Origin of the sequence: Streptomyces shaanxiensis, assembly GCF_039537145.1 — a bacterium.
Lineage (GTDB): Bacteria > Actinomycetota > Actinomycetes > Streptomycetales > Streptomycetaceae > Streptomyces > Streptomyces shaanxiensis.
Map to the genome: position 1 here is coordinate 104,801 of NZ_BAAAZY010000033.1, position 22,233 is coordinate 127,033.

At 70.4% G+C, this 22,233-nt stretch carries 16 protein-coding genes and 2 pseudogenes; 16 read left to right on the forward strand and 2 right to left on the reverse strand.

Features of this window, described 5'->3' with window-relative positions:
* Both ABD932_RS42050 and ABD932_RS42055 read left to right on the forward strand, forming a co-directional pair.
* Entirely contained in the window at positions 1-837 is an 837-nt protein-coding gene (locus tag ABD932_RS42050; RefSeq protein ID WP_345021563.1) for a methylenetetrahydrofolate reductase, read from the forward strand.
* Positions 838-849: 12 nt separating this feature from the next.
* A complete protein-coding gene (locus ABD932_RS42055) occupies positions 850-1,692 on the forward strand; it encodes an alpha/beta fold hydrolase (RefSeq protein WP_345021565.1) in 843 nt (280 codons plus the stop codon).
* Positions 1,693-1,768: 76 nt separating this feature from the next.
* On the opposite strand, the gene purU is transcribed toward ABD932_RS42055, so the two are convergent.
* Entirely contained in the window at positions 1,769-2,641 is an 873-nt protein-coding gene (gene purU / locus ABD932_RS42060) for a formyltetrahydrofolate deformylase (RefSeq protein WP_345021567.1), read from the reverse strand.
* 218 nt (positions 2,642-2,859) lie between these two features.
* Between purU and ABD932_RS42065 the strand changes: the two genes are divergently transcribed.
* The 9 genes from ABD932_RS42065 (at position 2,860) to ABD932_RS42105 (ending at position 17,112) form a co-directional block, all read left to right on the forward strand.
* Entirely contained in the window at positions 2,860-4,329 is a 1,470-nt protein-coding gene (locus tag ABD932_RS42065; protein WP_345021569.1) for an aldehyde dehydrogenase family protein, read from the forward strand.
* 20 nt (positions 4,330-4,349) lie between these two features.
* Positions 4,350-5,435 carry a quaternary amine ABC transporter ATP-binding protein gene (locus ABD932_RS42070; protein ID WP_345021571.1) on the forward strand — a complete coding sequence of 362 codons (1,086 nt, stop codon included), beginning with the start codon at positions 4,350-4,352 and terminating at the stop codon, positions 5,433-5,435.
* Positions 5,435-7,462 carry an ABC transporter permease gene (locus ABD932_RS42075; RefSeq protein WP_345021572.1) on the forward strand — a complete coding sequence of 676 codons (2,028 nt, stop codon included), beginning with the start codon at positions 5,435-5,437 and terminating at the stop codon, positions 7,460-7,462. Before ABD932_RS42070 ends, ABD932_RS42075 begins: the two co-directional genes overlap by 1 nt.
* 11 nt (positions 7,463-7,473) lie before the next feature.
* The gene (locus ABD932_RS42080) at positions 7,474-8,436 is read left to right on the forward strand and encodes an ABC transporter substrate-binding protein (protein ID WP_345021574.1); all 963 of its coding nucleotides are present in this window, start codon (positions 7,474-7,476) and stop codon (positions 8,434-8,436) included.
* Positions 8,437-8,663: 227 nt separating this feature from the next.
* Entirely contained in the window at positions 8,664-11,102 is a 2,439-nt protein-coding gene (locus tag ABD932_RS42085; protein WP_345021576.1) for a GcvT family protein, read from the forward strand.
* A gap of 36 nt (positions 11,103-11,138) precedes the next feature.
* Positions 11,139-11,999, forward strand: a complete 861-nt coding sequence (locus tag ABD932_RS42090; protein WP_345021578.1) for a bifunctional methylenetetrahydrofolate dehydrogenase/methenyltetrahydrofolate cyclohydrolase — start codon at positions 11,139-11,141, stop codon at positions 11,997-11,999.
* Between the two features lie 31 nt (positions 12,000-12,030).
* The gene (locus ABD932_RS42095) at positions 12,031-13,263 is read left to right on the forward strand and encodes a sarcosine oxidase subunit beta family protein (protein ID WP_345021580.1); all 1,233 of its coding nucleotides are present in this window, start codon (positions 12,031-12,033) and stop codon (positions 13,261-13,263) included.
* Positions 13,264-13,274: 11 nt separating this feature from the next.
* Positions 13,275-16,517, forward strand: coding sequence for a sarcosine oxidase subunit alpha family protein (locus tag ABD932_RS42100; RefSeq protein ID WP_345021582.1), 3,243 nt, complete (start codon positions 13,275-13,277; stop codon positions 16,515-16,517).
* Positions 16,510-17,112, forward strand: a complete 603-nt coding sequence (locus ABD932_RS42105; RefSeq protein ID WP_345021584.1) for a sarcosine oxidase subunit gamma — start codon at positions 16,510-16,512, stop codon at positions 17,110-17,112. Before ABD932_RS42100 ends, ABD932_RS42105 begins: the two co-directional genes overlap by 8 nt.
* 235 nt (positions 17,113-17,347) lie before the next feature.
* On the opposite strand, the gene ABD932_RS42110 is transcribed toward ABD932_RS42105, so the two are convergent.
* Positions 17,348-18,145 carry an IclR family transcriptional regulator gene (locus ABD932_RS42110; protein ID WP_126389743.1) on the reverse strand — a complete coding sequence of 266 codons (798 nt, stop codon included), beginning with the start codon at positions 18,143-18,145 and terminating at the stop codon, positions 17,348-17,350.
* 343 nt (positions 18,146-18,488) lie between these two features.
* Between ABD932_RS42110 and ABD932_RS42115 the strand changes: the two are divergent.
* From ABD932_RS42115 to ABD932_RS42135, 5 genes and pseudogenes are all read left to right on the forward strand, one after another.
* Positions 18,489-18,869: pseudogene (locus ABD932_RS42115) on the forward strand (FAD-dependent oxidoreductase); the annotation flags it as partial.
* Positions 18,866-19,999: an aromatic ring-hydroxylating oxygenase subunit alpha gene (locus ABD932_RS42120; protein WP_345021587.1), complete on the forward strand. Its 1,134-nt coding sequence runs from the start codon at positions 18,866-18,868 to the stop codon at positions 19,997-19,999. The pseudogene ABD932_RS42115 and the gene ABD932_RS42120, both read left to right, overlap by 4 nt.
* A 154-nt stretch (positions 20,000-20,153) precedes the next feature.
* Positions 20,154-21,335 carry an NAD(P)/FAD-dependent oxidoreductase gene (locus ABD932_RS42125; protein WP_345021589.1) on the forward strand — a complete coding sequence of 394 codons (1,182 nt, stop codon included), beginning with the start codon at positions 20,154-20,156 and terminating at the stop codon, positions 21,333-21,335.
* An 85-nt stretch (positions 21,336-21,420) separates the two neighbouring features.
* Positions 21,421-21,768: a glycine cleavage system protein H gene (locus ABD932_RS42130; RefSeq protein WP_425587594.1), complete on the forward strand. Its 348-nt coding sequence runs from the start codon at positions 21,421-21,423 to the stop codon at positions 21,766-21,768.
* Positions 21,765-22,233 (forward strand): annotated as a pseudogene (locus ABD932_RS42135) (serine hydroxymethyltransferase); the annotation flags it as partial. The gene ABD932_RS42130 and the pseudogene ABD932_RS42135, both read left to right, overlap by 4 nt.

Sequence of the window (22,233 nt, forward strand, 5' to 3'; positions counted from 1 at the left end):
TTGGGCGCCGCAGGACTCCGGGCGCTGCTGAACAGCGTCCGCTACGAGGTGCTGCCCGCGAGGGCGACCGAGGACAAGGTCCTCGCCCATGTCCCGCGCGACGTCGTCGTCACCGTGACGGCGTCACCGGTCAAGGGCCTGGAGCCGACCCTCGACCTCGCCGGCCGGCTCGCGGCGCACGGCTACCGGGTCGTCCCGCACGTGCCGGCGCGGCTGCTGCGGGACGACGTACATCTGAAGGAGGTCACGGGCCGGCTCCGCGAGGCGGGCGTGGACGACGTCTTCGTCCCTGCCGGGGACTCCGACCCTCCTGCCGGGGTCTACGACGGGGCGCTGCCGGTGCTGCGCAGGCTGAGCGAGCTGGGCAGCCCCTTCGTCCGTGTCGGCATCACCGGCTACCCGGAGAGCCATCCGCTCATCCACGACGACGTCACCGTCCAGGCGATGTGGGACAAGCGCGAGCACGCCACGTACATCGTGAGCAACCTGTGCTTCGACCCGCGGGTGCTGGGGGACTGGCTCGCTCGTGTACGGCGCCGGGACGTCACCCTGCCGGTCCATGTGGGCGTCGCGGGGCCCGTGCAGCGGGCGAAGCTGCTGGCGATGGCCACCAAGATCGGGGTGGGGGAGTCGACGCGCTTCCTGACCAAGCACGCCTCGTGGTTCGTGCGTTTCGCGGCCCCCGGCGGGTATGCACCCGAGCGGCTGCTGTCCCGCACGCAGGAGGCTCTCACCGCCCCCTCGGCGGGGGTGGCCGGGCTGCACCTGTTCACGTTCAACCAGATCGCCGAGACGGAGCGGTGGCGCCGCGCGCTGCTGGACCGGCTGGGCGGCTGACCCGGGAGAAGGATGGCAACGGACACCGACTGGCAGCTGACCCGAACCTTCACCAGCACATCGGGCGACATCCGCTGGGACCGGCTGGGGCAGCCCGGCCGGTCGCCGGTCGTCCTGCTGCACGGCACGCCCTTCTCGTCGTACGTCTGGCGTTCCGTGGCCCGCTCGCTCGCCCGGGACCACCAGGTGTTCGTCTGGGACATGCCCGGCTACGGAACCTCCGAGAAGGCGGCGGGGCAGGACGTGTCCCTGGCCGCGCAGGGCCGGGTCTTCACCGAACTCCTGGGCCACTGGGGCCTGGTGGAACCGCTCGTGGTCGCCCATGACTTCGGCGGCGCCGTCGCCCTGCGGGCACATCTGCTGCACGGCGCCCGATACCGGGCCCTCGCCCTGGTGGACCCGGTCGCGCTGGCACCGTGGGGCTCTCCGTTCTTCCGGCTCGTCGGCGAGCACGCCGACGTGTTCGAGCGGTTGCCGCCCGCGCTGCACGGCGCCCTGGTGCGCGAGTACGTCGGTTCCGCCAGCGGCCCCGGCCTGCATCCCGCGGTCCTCGACCGGCTCGTCGAGCCCTGGCTGGACGGCCCCGGCCAAGCGGCCTTCTATCGGCAGATCGCCCAGGCCGACCAGCGCTACACCGACGAGATCCAGGGCCGGTACGGCGACATCGGCATGCCCGCGCTCGTCTGCTGGGGCGAGGACGACACCTGGATCCCGGTGGCGAAGGGGCGCGAACTCGCCGCTCTCGTCCCCGGCGCGCGGTTCGAACCGATCAGCGGTGCGGGCCACCTCGTCCAGGAGGACGCCCCCGCGGAACTCACGGCCGCGCTCATCGCCTTCCTCCAGCAGTCGCTGTGAGCGGGGGCGGTGCGCCCGGCGTCGTATACGACAAGGGCGGGACCGGAATCCGGTCCCGCCCCCCTGTGGTCGCGGCTCAGCGGAAGACCACCGTGCGGTTGCCGTCCAGCATCACGCGGCTCTCGCTGTGCCACTTCACCGCGTGTGCGAGCACCTGGGCCTCGACGTCCCGCCCGACGGTGACCAGGTCGCCGGGGTCGAGCGAGTGGTCCACCCGGATCACGTCCTGCTCGATGATCTGCCCCTCGTCCAGGTCCGGGGTCACATAGTGCGCCGTCGCGCCGACGAGCTTCACACCTCGGGTGTAGGCCTGGTCGTAGGGGCGCGCGCCCTTGAAACTGGGGAGGAAGGAGTGGTGGATGTTGATGGCGCGGCCCTCCAGCTGCTTGCACAGGTCGTCGGAGAGGACCTGCATGTACCGGGCCAGCACCACCAGGTCGACGTCCAGCTCACGCACGAGCTCCATCAGCCGCGCCTCGGCCTCGGGCTTGGTGTCCCTGGTCACCGGGATGTGGTGGAAGGGGATGTCGTAGGTCTCCGCGAGGCCCTCGAAGTCCCGGTGGTTGGAGACGATCGCGGGGATCTCGATGTTGAGGGCGCCGGTCCGCCGGCGGAAGAGCAGGTCGTTCAGGCAGTGGCCGAACTTGGACACCATGATCAGGGTCCGGGTGGGTGTGGCCGCTTCACTCAGGGCCCAGGTGATGCCGTAGGCCTGGGCCACGGGACCGAACCGGTAACGCAGCTGTTCCAGATCGACGTTCGGATCGGAAACGTCGAAGTGAACCCTCATGAAGAAACGGCTCTGAAGTCGGTCGTCGAACTGCTGGCTTTCCAGGATGTTGCCGGAGTTCCTGACCAGAAAGCCGCTCACGGCGTGAACCAGTCCCGCGCTGTCGGGGCAGGAGAGGGTGAGGACGTACTCACGGCCGGGTTGTGGGCGAGGGGACATGTGCGGCCTCCGTCGGTGCGCATTGCACAACATGGTGAGCGATACGCAACATGGTCGGCTCGGTGCCGCTTGCGGTCAAGGGTGGCCGGGCAAGTGATGGCATGGTCAAATCGTCACCGGCCAACCCCTTGACGCCGGTCTGCACATTCGCCAGGGTGTTCCACCACAAGCAATTGGGTGCACGATGCGCAACGAATTTCGGTTGAAAGGCTCGGCGCGTGGCAGACCTGTACGTGGATGGTGAATGGCGGGATCCGGTGGCCGGCGGGCACCGGGAGATCCGATGTCCCGCTGACGGCACGCTCGCGGCGACCGTCTCGGAGGCGACACGCCCCGACACCGAGGCCGCGATCGCGGCGGCCCGCCGTGCCTTCGACGCGGGGCACTGGCCGAACACCCCCGAGCGGGAGCGCGGCGCCCTGCTGCTGCGCACCGCCGACATTCTCGAGCGCGATGCCAAGGATTTCGCCCGCGCCGAGTCCCTGGACACCGGCAAACGGCTGGTGGAGAGCGAGTACGACATCGCCGATGTCGTCTCCTGCTTCCGCTACTACGGCGGGCTCGCGGGCACCGACGCCGGCCGTGTGATCGACACCGGCCGCGACGACGCCGTGAGCCGGGTCGTCCATGAGCCGATCGGTGTGTGCGGACTGATCACCCCCTGGAACTACCCGCTGCTGCAAGCCAGTTGGAAGGTCGCCCCAGCGCTCCTCGCCGGCAACACGATCGTCCTCAAGCCCAGCGAGCTCACCCCCTCCACCTCCATCCTGCTGATGAAGGCACTTCAGGAGGCCGGGATCCCCGCCGGAGTCGCCAACCTCGTCCTGGGCACCGGGCCCGAGGTGGGCGCACCGCTCTCCGAGGACCCGGCCGTGGACATGGTCTCCTTCACCGGAGGCCTGGAGACCGGCAAGCGGATCATGGCCACCGCCGCCGCGACCGTGAAGAAGGTCGCGCTGGAGCTCGGCGGCAAGAACCCCAACGTCGTCTTCGCCGACGCCGACTTCGAGGCGGCCGTCGACTTCGCCCTCACGGCCGTCTTCCTGCACTCGGGCCAGGTCTGCTCGGCCGGGGCCCGGCTGATCGTCGAGGACTCCCTGCACGACCGCTTCGTCGACGAGGTCGTCCGCCGCGCCCGGCAGATCCGGCTCGGCGGCCCCTTCGACCCCGACGCCGAGACCGGAGCCCTGATCTCCGCACAGCACCGGGACAAGGTCGAGGCGTACGTCGCCTCCGGCCTCGCCGAGGGCGCCGTACTGCGCTGCGGCGGCGCACGGCCCGACGACCCCGCGCTGGCCGACGGCCACTACTACCTGCCCACCGTGCTCGACGAGTGCCGGCAGGACATGCGCGTGGTGCACGAGGAGTCCTTCGGGCCCGTGCTCACCGTGGAGCGCTTCACCGACGAGGACGACGCCGTACGCATCGCCAACGACACCGAGTACGGACTCGCCGGAGCCGTCTGGACCCAGGACGCCGGCAAGGCCCAGCGGGTCGCCCGGCGGCTGCGTCACGGCACGGTGTGGATCAACGACTACCACCCCTATGTGCCGCAAGCGGAATGGGGTGGCTTCGGGCATTCGGGCGTGGGACGGGAGCTGGGACCGACCGGCCTGAACGAGTACCGAGAGCCCAAGCACATCTGGCAGAACATCCAACCCCGGCCGCAGCACTGGTTCCGCGGCTGAACGCCGAAAGAAGGTCGAACGTGACCACACAGACCGAGGTGCCGCAGCGGCGCGGCACGCCCCAGGACTCGGGCTCCACCCCGGTCATATCCGTGCGCAGGCTGTGGAAGGTGTTCGGGCCGAAGGCCGACCAGGTGCCGGAATCCGAGGAACTGTGCGGCCTCACCCGCCGCGAGCTCATGGACCGCACCGGATGCACCGCCGCCGTACGCGACGTCCACTTCGACGTCTCGCCCGGCGAGGTATTCGTCGTCATGGGCCTGTCCGGCTCCGGCAAGTCCACCCTGGTGCGATGTCTCACCCGGCTGATCGAACCCACCGCCGGTGAGGTCGTCTTCGAGGGCGAGGACATCCGCAAGGCCGACGACAAGCGCCTGCGCGACCTGCGGCGCCGCAAGTTCTCCATGGTCTTCCAGCACTTCGGTCTGCTGCCCCATCGTCGCGTCGTCGACAACGTGGCGTTCGGGCTGGAGATCCGGGGCATGAGCAGGGCCGAGCGGACCAAGCGGGCCCAGGAGGTCGTCGAGCTGGTCGGCCTCGCGGGCTACGAGAACTCCTACCCCGACCAGCTGTCCGGCGGTATGCAGCAGCGCGTGGGCCTCGCCCGGGCGCTGGCCGGCGATCCGGACGTGCTCTTCTTCGACGAGCCGTTCTCGGCGCTCGACCCGCTGATCCGCCGGGACATGCAGAACGAGGTCATCCGGCTGCACCACGAGGTCGGCAAGACGATGGTGTTCATCACCCACGACCTCTCCGAGGCGCTCAAACTGGGCGACCGCATCCTGATCATGCGCGACGGCAAGATGGTCCAGTGCGGCACCGGCGACGAACTCGTCGGCGCCCCGGCGGATGACTACGTACGCGAGTTCGTCAAGGACGTGCCCCGCGGCGACGTGCTCACCCTGCGCTGGATCATGCGCCCGCCGGCCGACGGCGACGCCCTGGACGGCCCCGAGCTGGGACCGGACGTCGTGGTCAAGGAGGCCACCCGGGCGGTGCTCGCGGCCGACAAGCCGGTCAAGGTCGTCGAGAACGGCAAGCTGCTCGGCATCGTCGGCGACGAGGAGATCCTCGCGGTGGTCGCCGGGCAGGAAGGCGGCGCGTGATGACCGTCGCCGTGGAGAAGACCGAGAAACCGGATGGACCGGAGGAATCGGGGGCGAGCGGGGCCGTGGAACGGACCGCTCCGGCCAAGGGCGTGCGCAAGGCCAGCCGATCCATGGTGGTGGGCGCGATCCTGGTCGTCTGGCTGGCGCTGTTCCTGGTGCTGCGCGGCAGGCAGACCCTCGCCCTGGGGGCGGCGGACCTGACCGATCTGCACCGGTGGTTCAACGACGTCAACGACTCGATCGGCGCGAACCGCAACTCCAACCCGCTGTTCCTGTACTTCTTCAACGAGATCCGCCTGGTCATCGACACCCTGGTGACCTTCGTCCAGGAACTGATCTCACAGCCCTCCGCCGACCGCCCCGTCCCGCAGATCGGCTGGCTCGGTGTCGTCGGTATCGCCGGCTATGTCTCCTGGGCCCTGGGCAACTGGCGGGTCGCGCTGCTGGCGGTGGCCGGCTTCACCTTCCTGGGCCTGCAGGGTCTGTGGCAGGAGAGCATGGACACCCTGGCGCTCACCGTCTCGGCCGTCTTCGTGGCGCTGCTGTTCGCGATCCCGCTGGGCGTGTGGGCGGGGCTGTCCGACCGGTTCAACCGGATCGTGACGCCCTTCCTGGACCTCATGCAGACGATGCCGACCTTCGTCTACCTGGCCCCGCTGACCCTGTTCTTCCAGATCGGACCGGCCTCCGCCACGATCGCCACGCTGATCTACGCGGCACCGCCGACGATCCGCATCACCGCCCACGCCATCCGTTCCGTCCCCGAGACCACGGTCGAGGCGGCCGACTCGCTGGGTGCCACCCGACGGCAGTCCCTGACGAAGGTGCTGCTGCCGATGTCCAAGCGGACCGTGGTGATGGGCGTGAACCAGACCATCATGGCCGCCCTGGCCATGGTGACCATCGCGGCCCTGATCGACGCGCCCGGCCTCGGCAAGACCGTCGTCCAGGCACTGCAGTCGCTCGACGTCGGCACGGCCTTCAACGCGGGGCTGGCCATCGTCGTCATGGCCATCGTCCTGGACCGGGTCACCACCGCGGCGAGCGGACGCGCGGAGGCGGCCCGACGTTCGAAGAACCGTTTCCTGACCTGGCGACGCCCGCTCCTGGGCGTCGGCGCGGCCGTCACGGCGGTCCTGATCTACCTGTCCCACACCTACATCTGGGCGGCGGAGTTCCCCGGCGAGGGAGGCACCGGCAGCGCCATCTCCAGCGGGGCCGACACCGTGACAACCTGGGCGCAGGACAACCTGTCGGGTATCACCAACGCCTTCCGCGACGCCATCACCAACGGTCTGCTCAACCCGTTCCAGACACTGCTCACCGACTCCCCGTGGTGGCTCGTCGGCGCGGCCCTGATCGCGCTCGGCGTCGTCCTCGGCGGATGGCGCGCCGGCATCACCACGGCCGTGTGCGTGGGCCTGCTGGTCGGCACCGGAGTGTGGTCGGACAGCATGACGACGCTGGCCTCGACCGTCGTCGCCACGGTGCTCGTGATGCTGCTCGGCATCGTCTTCGGCGTGTGGATGGGACGCAGCGCGCTCGTGGACCGGCTGGTCAGGCCGAGCCTGGACGCGGCACAGGTCATGCCGCCGTTCGTCTATCTCGTCCCGTTCCTCGCGCTGTTCGGCGCGACCCGCTTCACGGCGATCGTCGCCGCCGTCGTCTACGCGGCCCCCGTCGCCATGAAGATCATCGCGGACGGGGTACGGAACGTGCCCGCCACCACCGTGGAGGCGGCCACCTCCGCCGGGTGCAACACCTGGCAGATCATCACCAAGGTTCAACTGCCGATGGCACGCGGCGCCCTGACTCTCGCCACCAACCAGGGCCTGATCTACGTGCTGTCGATGGTTGTGGTGGGCGGCCTGGTGGGAGCGGGCGCCCTCGGCTACGACGTCGTGGCCGGCTTCTCGCAGGGACAGCTGTACGGGAAGGGGCTCGCCGCGGGGCTGGCCATCGTCCTTCTCGGCGTCATGTTCGACCGGATCACTCAGGCGGCGGCTCGCCGCACCAGCGCATAAGGAGCACGACCATGGCAAGACACTGGCGAGCCGGAGCGGCCGGCATAGCGATACTCGGCCTCACCCTCACGGCCTGCGGTGGCGCGAAGGTCGGTGACGACAGCGCCGGCGGCTCGGGCGAGTCCGGCAAGTGCGGCACCTTCAACCTCGCGGTCAACCCGTGGGTGGGGTACGAGGCCAACGCGGCGGTCATCGCCTACGTCGCGGAGCAGGACCTCGGCTGCAAGGTCACCAAGAAGGACCTGAAGGAAGAGATCGCCTGGCAGGGCTTCGGGACGGGCGAGGTCGACGCCGTCGTCGAGAACTGGGGTCACGACGACCTGAAGAAGAAGTACATCACCGACCAGAAGACCGCCGTCGACGCCGGGGCGACCGGCAACGAAGGCCTCATCGGCTGGTACGTGCCGCCGTGGCTGGCCAAGGCGCACCCGGACATCCTCGACTGGAACAACCTCGACAAGTACGCGGCCGAGTTCAAGACGTCCGAGTCCGGCGGCAAGGGCCAGCTCCTCGACGGCGACCCGTCGTTCGTCACCAACGACGAGGCGCTGGTGAAGAACCTGAAGCTGGACTACAAGGTCGTGTACGCGGGCAGTGAGACCGCCCTCATCCAGGCCTTCCGCAAGGCGGAGAAGGACAAGGAATGGGTGATCGGCTACTTCTACGAGCCGCAGTGGTTCATGTCCGAGGTGCCGCTGAAGAAGGTCAAGCTGCCCGAGTACAAGGAGGGCTGCGACGCCGACGCGGAGAAGGTGAACTGCGACTACCCCGTGTACAAGCTGGACAAGATCGTCAGCGCGAAGTTCGCCAAGTCGGGCAGCCCCGCCTATGACCTGGTGAAGAACTTCACCTGGACCAACGACGACCAGAACACCGTGGCGAAGTACATCGCGGTGGACAAGATGACCCCCGAGGCGGCGGCGAAGAAGTGGGTCGAGGCCAACCGCGACAAGGTGGAGGCCTGGATCAAGTAGCTCCGCGAACCGTACGTCGCGAGCCGGTCGAAACATGCCCGGCGGTCGGTGCGCACCCCGCGCGCACCGACCGCCGGGCATCGCCGTGTTCCGGCCCGTTTTCCGAGGTCCCGCAGCCCTTGACACCCACTTGTGCGGAAGGCACATTGAGTTGCGCAACCTGAATCAAGTTGCGTGGACAGCAACTCGATCGGCTCGACTGGTTCAACAAAACCGGAGGTGCGGCGATGGCGGGACCCCGAGTGGTCATCATCGGAGCGGGAGTCGTTGGCGCGGCCCTCGCGGACGAGATCTCCGCGCGAGGCTGGACCGAAGTGACCGTGGTCGACCAGGGCCCCCTCCCCGCCACCGGGGGTTCCAGCTCGCACGCCCCGGGTCTGGTCTTCCAGACCAACTCCTCCAAGACCATGACCGAGCTGGCCCGCTACACCGTCGAGAAGTTCTGCTCGCTCGACGTCGACGGCAAGCCCTGCTTCCTGCAGGTCGGCGGCCTCGAAGTGGCGACCACGCCGGAGCGCCTGACGGAACTGCACCGCCGCCACGGCTGGATCACCGCCTGGGGCATCGAGTCCCGGCTGCTGACTCCCGACGAGTGCGTCGAGCGGCACCCGCTGGTCGACCGCGACAAGGTCCTCGGCGGCCTCCTCGTCCCGACCGACGGCCTCGCGAAGGCCGTCCTCGCCGTGGAGGCCCAGATCCGCCGGGCCACCGAGCGCGGCGTCCGCTTCCTGGCGCGCCACGAGGTCCTCGACGTGACCCGGGCCGACGGCGAGGTGACCGGCGTCCTGACCGACCAGGGCGAGATCCCCGCCGACATCGTCGTGTGCTGCGCCGGCATCTGGGGCCCGAAGATCGCCCGCATGGTCGGCATGAACCTCCCGCTCACCCCGCTCGCCCACCAGCTCGCCTGGACCGGCCCCGTCCCGGCCCTGGCCGGCCAGACCGAGGAGGCGGTCCGCCCGATCCTGCGCCACCAGGACGCCGACCTCTACTACCGCGACCGCTTCGACGGCATCGGCATCGGCTACTACGGCCACCGCCCCATGCCGATCTCCGCCGACGACATCCTCTCCGTGGACGAGGCCGACGAGATGCCGTCCGTCCTGAAGTTCACCGAGGAGGACTTCGAGGACGCCTGGACCGAGACCCAGTCCCTGCTCCCCGCGACGCGCGAGGCGAAGGTCGAGGAGGGCATCAACGGCCTGTTCTCCTTCACCACCGACAACTTCCCGCTCCTCGGCGAGTCCCCGGACGTCAAGGGCTTCTGGGTCGCCGAGGCCGTCTGGGTCACCCACTCCGCGGGCGTCGGCCGGGCGATGGCCGAATGGCTGGTCGACGGCCACTGCTCGTCCTTCGACCTGCACGAGTGCGACGTCAACCGCTTCGAGCCGCACCAGCTCGCCCCGGAGTACGTCCTGGCCCGCGACTGCCAGAACTTCGTCGAGGTCTACGACATCCTCCACCCCCTCCAGCCGTCCGGCGAGCCGCGCCCGATCCGCACCAGCCCCTTCCACGCCCGCCAGCAGGAGCACGGCGCCTTCTTCCTGGAGGCGAACGGCTGGGAGCGCCCGCAGTGGTACGAGGCCAACGCGGGCCTGGTCGAGGGCCGCAGCATCCCCACCCCCAACGACTGGGCCGCCCAGTTCTGGTCGCCCGTCGTCGGCGCGGAGGCCCAGGTCACCCGCGAGACCGTCGCGATGTACGACATGACGGCCCTCAAGCGCCTGGAGGTGAGCGGCCCCGGCTCCGCCGAGTTCCTGGAGCGCCTGTGCACCGGCAAGGTCGCCAAGTCCGTCGGCTCGGTCACGTACACCCTGCTCCTCGACCACGACGGCGGCATCCGCAGCGACATCACCGTCGCCCGTCTGGCCCGCGACCTCTTCCAGGTCGGCGCCAACGGCAACCTCGACCTCGACTGGTTCACCCGCCACCTCCCCGCCGACGGCACGGTCCAGGTCCGCGACATCACCCCCGGCACCTGCTGCATCGGCCTGTGGGGCCCGCTGGCCCGCAAGGTCCTGCAGCCCCTGACCGACGAGGACTTCTCGAACGAAGGCCTGAAGTACTTCCGCGCCAAGCGTGCCTACATCGGCAGCGTCCCGGTCACCGCGATGCGCCTGTCGTACGTCGGCGAACTCGGCTGGGAGCTGTACACCACCGCCGACCAGGGCCAGAAGCTGTGGGACACCCTGTGGCAGGCGGCGCAGCCCCTCGGCGGCGTCATCGCCGGCCGCGGCGCCTTCAACAGCCTCCGCCTGGAGAAGGGTTACCGCTCCTTCGGCACCGACATGACCTACGAGCACGACCCCTACGAGGCCGGCGTCGGCTTCGCCGTCAAGCTCGACAAGGGCGACTTCATCGGCAAGGCGGCGCTGGAGCGCCGCAAGGAGAACGTGCGGCGCAGGCTGACCTGCCTCACCATCGACGACCCGCGGTCGGTCGTCCTGGGCAAGGAACCGGTGTACGACGGCGACCGCGCGGTCGGCTACGTCACCAGCGCCGCCTACGGCTACACGATCGGCAAGGGCATCGCCTACGCGTGGCTCCCGGCCGAGCTGGCCACGCCCGGCACGCCCGTACAGATCGGCTACTTCGACCAGCGGATCGAGGCGGTCGTCGCCGAGGAGCCCCTGTTCGACCCCACCATGTCCCGCCTGCGTGGCTGACACCCAGCGTCGACTCCGAGGGAAGGAACACCGCCGGTGAACGCACAGCTGCTCGACGGCAAGGCGACCGCCGCCGACATCCGACGCGAACTCGCGGAGCGCGTGGCCAAGTTGACCGCGACGGACGGACGCCCGCCCGGCCTCGGCACGGTACTGGTCGGCGACGACCCCGGCAGCCACGCCTACGTCTCCGGCAAGCACCGAGACTGCGCCCAGGTCGGCATCGCCTCCATCCGCCGGGACCTGCCCGCCGACGCCTCGCAGCAGCAGGTCGAGGAGACGATCGACGAGCTCAACGCCGACCCGGACTGCACCGGCTACATCGTCCAGCTCCCGCTCCCGCGCCACCTGGACGCCAACGCCGTACTGGAGCGCATGGACCCGGCCAAGGACGCCGACGGACTGCACCCCGTCAACCTCGGCCGGCTCACCCTGGGCGTCGAGGCCCCGCTGCCCTGCACCCCACGCGGCATCGTCGAACTGCTCCGCCGCCACGAGGTACCGCTCGCCGGAGCACGCGTCTGCGTCATCGGCCGGGGCATCACGGTCGGACGCCCGATCGGCCTCCTCCTCACCCGCCGCTCCGAGAACGCCACCGTGACTCTGTGCCACACCGGCACCAAGGGCCTGGCCTGGCACGTGCGCGAGGCCGACATCGTCATCGCCGCCGCCGGCTCGCCCGGACTGGTCACCAAGGACATGCTGCGCCCCGGCGCGGCGGTCCTGGACGTCGGCATCACCCGCACCGACCAGGGCCTGGTGGGCGACATCCACCCGGACGCCGCCCAGGTCGCCGGATGGCTCGCGCCCATGCCCGGCGGTGTGGGCCCCATGACCCGAGCGATGTTGCTGGCCAACGTCGTCGAGGCCGCCGAGAGGAACGCGAACGCCGTATGAACCTGTCCCTTCCCCAGGACGGAGCCGTCCGATGAGCCCCCGCACCCCCGGCGCCGACCTCCCCGACCACCCGGACTGGCTGTGGCGTAATCCCGAGCCCAAGCGGTCGTACGACGTAGTGATCGTCGGCGGCGGCGGACACGGCCTGGCCACCGCGCACTACCTCGCCAAGAACCACGGCATCACCAATGTCGCGGTACTGGAGAAGGGCTGGCTCGCGGGCGGCAACATGGCTCGCAACACCACGATCATCCGCTCCAACTACCTGTGGGACGAGAGCGCCGGCATCTACGAGCACGCCCTCAAGCTCTGGGAGGGCCTGGCGGACGAGCTCGACTACCCGATCCTCTTCTCCCAGCGCGGCGTGCTGAACCTGGCCCACAGCCTCCAGGACGTCCGCGACAGCGTCCGCCGCGTCGAGGCGAACCGCCTCAACGGCGTGGACGCGGAGTGGCTCGACGCGGACGGCGTCAAGGAAGTCTGCCCGATCGTCAACATCTCGCAGGACGTGCGCTACCCGGTCCTGGGCGCCACGTACCAGCCGCGCGCGGGCATCGCCAAGCACGACTACGTGGCCTGGGGCCTGGCCCGCTCGGCGGACGCGGCGGGCATCGACATCATCCAGAACTGCGAGGTCACGGGCCTGGACGTGGTCGGTGGCCGGGTGGTCGGCGTGCAGACGAACCTCGGCCCCATCGCGGCCGGCAAGGTGGCGCTCTGCTCCGCGGGCCACACCTCGGTCCTCGCCGCCATGGCCGGCATCGAACTCCCGCTCCAGAGCCACCCGTTGCAGGCCCTGGTCTCGGAGCTCCTGGAACCGGTGCACCCCACGGTCGTGATGTCCAACGCGGTCCACGTCTACGTCAGCCAGGCCCACAAGGGCGAGCTGGTGATGGGCGCGGGCATCGACGCGTACAACTCCTACACCCAGCGCGGCGCCTTCCACATCATCGAAGAGCAGATGTCGGCGGCCCTGGAGCTCTTCCCGGTCTTCGCCCGTGCCCACGTCCTGCGCACCTGGGGCGGCATCGTCGACACCAGCCCCGACGCCTCACCGATCATCGGGCTCACCCCCGTCGACAACCTCTATCTCAACTGCGGCTGGGGAACGGGCGGTTTCAAGGCCACCCCGGGCGTCGGCTGGGTCTACGCCCACACCATCGCCAACGACACCCCGCACGCCCTCAACGCCCCCTTCTCGCTCGACCGTTTCACCACCGGCGCGCTCGTCGACGAGCACGGCGCGGCCGCGGTGGCCCACTAGGGAGCCGATCCATGCTGCTCATCCCCTGCCCGTGGTGCGGGCCCCGCGACGAGGCCGAGTTCCACTACGGCGGCCAGGCCCACGTGGCCTACCCGGAGGACCCGGCGACCCTCTCCGACGCGGAGTGGGCCCGCTACCTGTTCTTCCGAGACAACCCGAAGGGTCCCTTCGCCGAGCGCTGGAGCCACGCGGCGGGCTGCCGCCGCTGGTTCAACGCGGTGCGGGACACGGCGACGAACGAGGTGCTGGCGGTGTACCGGGCGGGCGAGGAACGCCCGGCACCTGTTGAGCCGAGGCCAGTGCTTTCAGCCTGTCCGGCGTTTGAGGACGAGGCCCTTTCGGGGCCGACGGGGGTCCAGGGGGCAGAGCCCCCTGGCGGGGTGGAAGGGGCGGAGCCCCTTCAGGACGGGACGGGGAGGGGCGGAGGGGGCGAGAAGCAGCCCTTCCGCCACTCCACCCGCGGCCGAGTGGACCGAGACACCCCCCTCACCTTCACCTTCGACGGCACCGAATACCAGGGCTACCAAGGCGACACCCTCGCCTCCGCCCTCCTCGCCAACGGCGTCATCCAGGCCGGCACCAGCATCAAGCTCGGCCGCCCCCGAGGCATCTTCTCCGCCGGCGTCGAAGAGCCCAACGCGGTCATCCAGATCGAGGAGCCCTTCCCTGAGCCCATGCTCCCCGCGACGACCGTCGAGCTCTACGACGGCCTCGTCGCCGGCAGCCTCCCCGGCCAGGGCCGCCTCGCCACCGACCCCGACCCCGCCCGCTACGACGCCGTACACGCCCACTGCGACCTGCTGATCGTCGGCGCCGGCCCGGCCGGCCTCGCGGCAGCGGCGGCGGCAGCGCGGAGCGGCGCCCGCGTCATCCTCGCCGACGACCAACCGGAACCCGGCGGCAGCCTCCTGGGCACGGCCGAACACCTCGACTGGGTACGGGAGGTGACCGAGCAGCTCGACGCCGCCCCCGAGGTCCGTGTCCTGCCCCGCACCACCGTCTTCGGCTACTACGACGACAACCACCTCCTCGCCGTCGAACGCCGCACCAACCACCTCGGCGCCCAGGCCCCCGAGAACGTCTCCCGCGAACGCGTCTGGCGCATCCGTGCCCGCCGGGTCGTCCTCGCCACCGGCGCCCACGAGCGCTCCCTGGCCTTCGCGGACAACGACCGCCCCGGCGTGATGCTCGCCTCCTCGGCCCGTACGCACGTCAACCGCCACGGCGTCCTGCCCGGCCGTCACGCGGTCGTCTTCACGACCAACGACAGCGCGTACGCGGCGGCGCTGGACCTGGCCTCGGCGGGCCTCGCCGTCACCGCGATCGTCGACACCCGCCCCGAACCGGGGGAGTGGGCCGAGCGCGCGAGGGCGGCGGGCATCGAGGTGCTGGCCGGGCACGCCGTCACCGGCACGGAGGGCGAGACACGGCTCACCGCCGTGACCGTCGCGCCGTACGGAGAGTCCGCGGGGCAGCGGGAGTTCGCCGCCGACCTGCTGCTGGTCTCCGGCGGCTGGAACCCGGTGGCGCACCTGTTCAGCCAGTCCGGCGGCAAGCTGCGCCATGACGAGACGCTGGGCTCCTTCGTGCCCGACACCTGCCACCAGGCGGTCGAGGTCGCGGGCAGCGTGAGCGGCGTCCTCGACCCGGCCGCGGTCCTGGCACAGGGCGCGGCCGCCGGTGCCCGAGCCGTCGAGGCCGAGGGCTACACACCCGAGACGCCCCGCCTCCCGGAGGTGCCGGCGCAGCCGCGGCCGACGGCGCCGATGCACGTGTACGTCGTCCCGGGTGACACGGAAGCCCCCCGCTTCGTCGACCTCCAACGCGACGTCACCGTCGACGACCTGGCCCGCGCTACCGGCGCCGGCCTGCGCTCGGTCGAGCACACCAAGCGCTACACCACGGCCGGCACCGCCAACGACCAGGGCAAGACATCGGGCGTCCTGGCCAGCGGCGTCGTCGCCGAACTGCTCGGCGTGGACATCTCCGCGCTCGGCACGACCACGTTCCGCCCGCCGTACACGCCCGTCTCCTTCGCCGCCCTCGCGGGCCGCGACCGGGGTGCGCTGAGCGACCCGGTCCGCACGACCGCCATCCACGAGTGGCATGTCGCGCACGGCGCCCTGTTCGAGAACGTCGGCCAGTGGAAGCGCCCCTGGTACTACCCGCAGGACGGCGAGGACATGGAAGCCGCCGTGCTGCGCGAGTGCCGGGCGACCCGCGAGAGCGTGGGCTTCATGGACGCGTCCACGCTCGGCAAGATCGACGTGCAGGGCCCGGACGCCGGTGTCTTCCTCGACCGGCTCTACACCAACATGATGAGCACCCTGAAGGTCGGCATGATCCGCTACGGCGTCATGTGCCGCCCGGACGGCATGGTCTTCGACGACGGCACGGTCATCCGCGTCGCCCCGGAGCGCTTCCTGGTCACCACGACGACGGGCAACGCCGCCGCCGTACTCGACTGGATGGAGGAGTGGCTCCAGACCGAGTGGCCCGAGCTGAAGGTCCACTGCACGTCCGTGACCGAGCAGTGGGCCACGGTCGCGCTGGTCGGTCCCAAGTCCCGCGAGGTGCTCGGCTCGCTGGCACCCCAACTCGCCGTGGCCAACGACGACTTCCCGTTCATGGCCTGGCGGGAGACGACGGTCGCGGGCATCGAGGCCCGGGTCTGCCGGATCAGCTTCTCCGGCGAACTCGCCTACGAGATCAACGTGTCACCGTGGCAGGGCCTCGCCCTGTGGGAGGCCGTGTACGAGGCCGGTGCCCCGTACGGCATCACCCCCTACGGCACCGAGACCATGCACGTCCTGCGGGCCGAGAAGGGCTACCCGATCATCGGCCAGGACACCGACGGCACGGTCACTCCGCAGGACCTCGGTATGAGCTGGGTGGTGTCGAAGAAGAAGCCGGACTTCATCGGCAAGCGGTCCTACGCCCGCGCCGACACGTCCCGCCCCGACCGCAAGCACCTGGTCGGCCTGCTCCCCGAGGATCCGGGGACCTTCCTCCCGGAGGGCACCCACCTGATCGCCGACGGTGTGCTGCCGACCCCGCCCGTGCCGATGCTCGGTCATGTCACGTCCAGCTACCGCAGCGCGGCCCTCGGCCGGACGTTCGCGCTCGCCCTGATCAAGGGCGGCCGGGACCGCATCGGCGAGCGGCTGTACGCACCCGTGGGCGACCGGCTGGTCCCGGTGACCGTCGCCGGCCCCGTCCTCTACGACCCCGAGGGAGCCCGCCGCGATGGCTGACACCACCCTTACCGCCCCGCTCCGCAGCCCCCTGTCGCACGTCACCGACCGCTTGGCCGACGCGACCCGCACGTCCGGGGGCGCGATCCGGCTGGCCGAACTCCCCTTCCTGGCCCAGATCAACGTGCGTCTCGACGCGAAGGGAGCGGCGGCGGAGGCCGTAGGACTCGCACTCGACCTCCAACTGCCCCTCCAGCCGAACACCGTCGTCCGCGCGGGGGAGCTGACCGCGCTGTGGCTCGGCCCCGACGAGTGGTTGCTGGTGGGGCCGCCGGGCAGTGAGCGGGACCTGGAGAGCCGTGTCCGGGAGGCGGCGGGGGACGAGCCGGTCTCCGTCATCGACGTCTCCGCGCAGCGCACCACGCTCCTCGTCACGGGCCCCCGCGCCCACGACCTCCTGGCCCACGGCTGCCCGCTGGACCTGCACCCACGGGCCTTCGGATCCGGGCGCTGCGCCCAGACGACACTGGGCCGCACGCAGATCGTCCTGGTCGCCCGGGACGAACCCAGGGCCGGATTCTGGGTCCTGGTCCGCTCGTCGTTCGCCGGCTATCTGGCGGACTGGTTGCTCGACGCGGCGACGGAATACGTCTGAGCGACCTGAGCGGGACTGGTTGTCCCGTCTCCCCTGTGGGAGCTCCGCCGAGGGGCTCCCACAGGGCACTGGGCCATCCCGTGCTGGTGGGCACGTCACGCAAGTCGTTCCCGCGCGGCTGCGAGATGCGGCGACCACCGCCGTGTCCGTGCTTGCCGCCGGGTGACGGCCCGCCGGGGTGTAGAGGCGGCAGCGACGGGGCAGTCGCCGCTGTGCTGAGTGCCCGTGTGGAGCCTCAGCCCAGGTGGCCCATCCGGCGGCTGATCTCCTCCGCGCCGCTGATCAGCAGGGGGGCGAGCTCGTGGATGCGGTCCTCGGTGAGGCGGTATGCGGGGCCGGAGGCGCTGAGCGCGGCCACGACCTCGCCGTCGCGGGACCGGATCGGGGCCGCCAGGGCGTGCAGCCCGATCTCGAGTTCCTCCAGCGTCACCGCGTACCCGCGCTCCCGCGCCTCGGCGAGGTCCTTCTCCAGCTTCGTGCGGGCCGTCAGGGTGTGCGGCGTCAGCTTGTGCACCCCGGACTCCGCGAGCACGTCGGCGCGTTCCTCCGCCGTCAGGTGGGCCAGCAGGATCTTGCCGCTCGACGTGGCGTAGACCGGGGTGAGCTGCCCGACCCAGTTGTGCGTGCCGACGGCGCCGGGGCCGTACACCTGGTAGAGGTTGACCGCGTAGTGCTCCTGCAGGACCGCGATGTTGACCGTCTCGCCGATCTCCTCGCTGAGCCGCTCGCACACCGGCCGGCCCTGCTGGGTGATGTCGAGACGGCCCGTGACCGCGCCGGCCAGGCGCACGATCCCGAAGCCCAGCCGGTACTTGCCCCGCTCGGCCGTCTGCTCGACCAGGCCGCGCGACTCCAGTGCCCCGAGCAGCCGGAACGCGGTCGACTTGTGGACGTCGATCTCGGCGGCGACCTCGCTGACGCCCGCCTCGCCGCGCTGGGCGAGGATCTCCAGGACGCTGACGGCGCGGTCGACGGACTGCACCCCACCCACCGCGGGACCCGTTGTTTCGCTCTCTGCGGTGTAGTTGCTCATAGCGCAACTATACGCATGGCGGTCCAGGTTTCCCCAGAGGTTGCGGAAGGCGGATGGGGTGGCCGGAATCAGGCGCCCGCATCGTCGCACGGCCCGCCCGGTCAGCGGAAGACCACGAGGCGCGGGCGGGCGCCTGTACCTCGACGTCACGGCCCGACGATGACCGGCCCTGCCATGTCTGTGGGTGCCCGGTGTCCGTTTTGTGCCGGGATGGCAACGTCGCTCTGCCGCCCCCTTGACAGCGAGTGTCCACGGGGAGACAGTTTGAGAGTTGTTGCTCATAGCGAATGGAGTTGCGTAGAACGCAACTAGCGTGGCGGCTCGGCCGCCTGGGGGGGTGATCGGCGTCCTCCCGCCCTTCTTCCGCCAGGGCGGCCCTGGGCCCGTCGACCCCGACACCCTCGACCGCCGGATCCACCCCGACGAGATCGCGGCCATGGCCGTGTACCTGCGCCCGCGCATCCCCACCCTGCCCGGCCGCTTCCTCAAGGGCGCGGCGTGCATGTACGCCGGCACCCCGGACGGGCACTTCGTCCTCGCCCGGCATCCCGAGCTGCCGCAGGTGACGGTGGCCTGCGGATTCTCCGGCCACGGGTTCAAGTTCGTCCCCGTCATCGGCGAGATCCTCGCCGACCTGGCGACCGACGGCACCACCGACCACCCCATCGCCCTCTTCGACCCCCGCCGCGTGCGCATCCGCCCCCTTCCGAAGGTGACACGATGACCATCACGAACCTGCCGCCCAGCCTCATCCCCACGCTGCCCGGCGAGTACTACACCGACGCCGAGGTCTTCGCCCAGGAGCAGGAACGGGTCTTCGAGGCCATGTGGTTCTGCGTGGCCCGCGCCGCCGAGCTGGACAGGCCCGGCGCCTTCCGCACCTACCAGGTGGGCCGCGAGAGCGTGCTGATCTCCCGTGCGCGGGACGGCTCGGTCAAGGCGTTCCTCAACATCTGCCGGCACCGCGGCGCCAGGCTGTGCACCCAGGAGTCCGGCGAGGTCAAGCGGGCCTTCCGGTGTCCGTACCACGCCTGGACCTACGGCCTGGACGGCAAGCTGGTCGCCGCGCCGAACCTGACGTCGATGCCGGACATCGACCGCACCGAGTACGGCCTGATCAACGTCCATGTGCGGGAGTGGCTCGGGTATGTGTGGGTGTGCCTCGCCGACGAGCCGCCCTCCTTCGAGGCCGACGTGCAGGGCGCGATCGTCGAGCGGCTCGGCGACGTCGAGTCGATCGAGCGCTACGGCATCGACGACCTGAAGGTGGGCCGCCGTATCACCTACGACGTGAAGGCCAACTGGAAGCTCGTCATCGAGAACTTCATGGAGTGCTACCACTGCGCCACCATCCACCCGGAACTGACCGAGGTGCTCCCGGAGTTCGCGGACGGTTACGCCGCCCAGTACTACGTCGGTCACGGTGCCGAGTTCGGCGACGAGGTCCAGGGCTTCACCGTCGACGGCTCCGAGGGCCTGGACCGCATCCCGGGCGTCGCCGAGGACCAGGACCGCCGCTACTACGCCATCACCGTCCGGCCGCAGGTCTTCATCAACCTGGTGCCCGACCACGTGATCTTCCACCGGATGTACCCGATGGCACCCGACCGCACGGTCGTGGAGTGCGACTGGCTGTACCTGCCGCACGTCGTGGAGAGCGGCAAGGACGTGGAGCGTTCGGTCGAACTGTTCCACCGGGTCAACCAGCAGGACTTCGACGCCTGTGAGCGCACCCAGCCGGCGATGAGCTCGAAGGCGTACGCCGACGGCGGCGTCCTGGTGCCCAGCGAGCACCACATCGGCGAGTTCCACACCTGGCTGCAGAACAAGCTCGAGGTGCGGCCCACGCACTGATCCACCTCTCCATCAGTTGCGAATCGCGCAACGTGGAGCGTCATCGGAAATTCATATGCGACGCCTCCCTTGACAATGCCTGCGCTGCGCGAACAGCATGTTGCGTATAGCGAGTGTCGTTGTGTTATGCGAGACAACCCCGTCTGGAGCCGGCATGAGGAGCATCACCGTCGTCGGAGCGTCGCTGGCAGGACTGAGCACGGTCCGCGCGCTGCGCGCTGAGGGCTATGACGGCGAGATCGTCGTCGTGGGGGAGGAGCGCCACACTCCGTACGACCGCCCCCCGCTGTCCAAGGACTTCCTCAAGGGCGACATCGACGCCGACGCGCTCGCGCTGGGCGACGCGGACGAATACGAGGCCCTGGACGTGCAGTGGCTGCTCGGCGAGCGCGCCCTGCGGCTCGACCCCGTCGCCCGCACCGTCACCCTGACCGGCGGACGGCATGTGCGCACCGACGGCGTCGTCGTCGCGACCGGCGCCAACCCCCGCACCCTCCCCGGCACGGACGGGCTGGCGGGCGTCCACACCCTGCGCACCCTGGACGACGCCCAGGCCCTGCGCGCCGAACTGCTGGACGGCCTGCCCCGGGTCGTCGTCATCGGCGCCGGGTTCGTCGGCGCCGAGGTGGCGTCCACCGCGCACAGGCTCGGACTCCACGTCACCGTCGTCGAGGCCCTCGACGTACCTCTGGAGCGCCAACTCGGGCGCGAGATGGGCCTGGTGTGCTCCTCGCTCCACACTGATCACGGGGTTCGGCTGCTGTGCGGAACCGGCGTGGCGGCACTCGTCGGCGAGGGCCGGGTCACGGGCGTACGGCTGGCGGACGGACGGCTGCTGCCCGCCGACATCGTCGTCGTCGGGGTCGGCGTCCGGCCCAACACCGACTGGCTCGCCGGTTCCGGAGTGCAGGTGGACGACGGCGTCGTGTGCGACACCGGCTGCTCGACCGGCATCCCGGGAGTGGTCGCCGTCGGTGACGTCGCCCGCTGCCCCAACCCGTTCACCGGACGGCACGCCCGCATCGAACACTGGAGCAACGCCACCGAGCAGGCGAAGACCGCCGCCCGCACCCTGCTGACCGGTGTGTCGGCCGCCGCCCCGCTCACCGCGCCGTACTTCTGGTCCGACCAGTACCAGGTACGCATCCAGGTCGCCGGACACGTCGCCCCCGGCGCCGTGCCCGAGGTCGTCGAAGGCGACGTCGACAGCCGCACCTTCACCGCCGTCTACCGGCGCGAGGGCACCCCCGTCGCCGTGCTCTCCCTCAACCAGCCGAAGTTCTTCAACCGCCTCCGCCGCACCCTCGTCCCCGCCGCCGCGGCCGTCGTGTCATGAGCTCCGCGCCTCGGCTCTCCCCGGAATCCGCAGGGGACGCCGCCACGAGCATTCCGCGGCACCTGCGGTACACCTGGGACCACGAGTGGCTGGTCGTGGACGAGGGCAACGCCACCGTCGCATCACCGCGTTCGCGGCGAAGTCCCTCGGCGATGTCGTCGAACTGCTCCTGCCCGAAGTGGGCGCCTGGGTCGAGGCGGGGGAGAGCTGCGGGCGGATCGAGTCACTGACCGCCTCCAGCGGCCTGTACGCGCCCGCCTCCGGCCGGGTCCTGGAAGTCAACACCGCGCTGGCCGACGACCCCGGAGTCGTCAACGCCGCCCCCTACACCGGCGGCTGGCTGTTCAGGCTGCGGGTCGAGAACATCGCCGGCGCGCTGTCCGCCGATGCCTACGCCGCTCACTGTGCCCACACCCGAGGAGACCGCCGATGACCCTGTTCAACCAGCCCCTGCACGAGCTGGACCCGGCCGTCGCCGCCGCGGTCGACGCCGAGCTGGAGCGCCAGCAGTCCACCCTGGAGATGATCGCCTCGGAGAACTTCGCGCCGGTCGCGGTGTTGGAGGCGCAGGGTTCGGTGCTGACGAACAAGTACGCCGAGGGGTATCCGGGCCGCCGTTACTACGGCGGCTGCGAGCACGTCGACGTCGCCGAGCAGATCGCCATCGACCGGGTCAAGGAGCTGTTCGGCGCCGAGTACGCCAACGTCCAGCCCCACTCCGGCGCCTCGGCCAACCAGGCCGCCCTGTTCGCCCTGGCCCAGCCCGGCGACACCATCCTCGGTCTGGACCTCGCCCACGGCGGGCACCTCACCCACGGCATGAAGATCAACTTCTCGGGCAAGCAGTTCAACGTGGTCGCCTACCACGTGGACACCGCCACCGGTCTGGTCGACATGG

Coding starts and splice junctions, on each gene's coding strand:
- ABD932_RS42075 (WP_345021572.1), top strand. CDS start 5,435: ATGACCGTCGCCGTGGAGAAGACCGAGAAACCGGATGGACCGGAGGAA.
- ABD932_RS42080 (WP_345021574.1), top strand. CDS start 7,474: ATGGCAAGACACTGGCGAGCCGGAGCGGCCGGCATAGCGATACTCGGC.
- ABD932_RS42100 (WP_345021582.1), top strand. CDS start 13,275: ATGCTGCTCATCCCCTGCCCGTGGTGCGGGCCCCGCGACGAGGCCGAG.
- ABD932_RS42085 (WP_345021576.1), top strand. CDS start 8,664: ATGGCGGGACCCCGAGTGGTCATCATCGGAGCGGGAGTCGTTGGCGCG.
- ABD932_RS42055 (WP_345021565.1), top strand. CDS start 850: ATGGCAACGGACACCGACTGGCAGCTGACCCGAACCTTCACCAGCACA.
- ABD932_RS42095 (WP_345021580.1), top strand. CDS start 12,031: ATGAGCCCCCGCACCCCCGGCGCCGACCTCCCCGACCACCCGGACTGG.
- purU (WP_345021567.1), bottom strand. CDS start 2,641: ATGTCCCCTCGCCCACAACCCGGCCGTGAGTACGTCCTCACCCTCTCC.
- ABD932_RS42110 (WP_126389743.1), bottom strand. CDS start 18,145: ATGAGCAACTACACCGCAGAGAGCGAAACAACGGGTCCCGCGGTGGGT.
- ABD932_RS42105 (WP_345021584.1), top strand. CDS start 16,510: ATGGCTGACACCACCCTTACCGCCCCGCTCCGCAGCCCCCTGTCGCAC.
- ABD932_RS42125 (WP_345021589.1), top strand. CDS start 20,154: ATGAGGAGCATCACCGTCGTCGGAGCGTCGCTGGCAGGACTGAGCACG.
- ABD932_RS42120 (WP_345021587.1), top strand. CDS start 18,866: ATGACCATCACGAACCTGCCGCCCAGCCTCATCCCCACGCTGCCCGGC.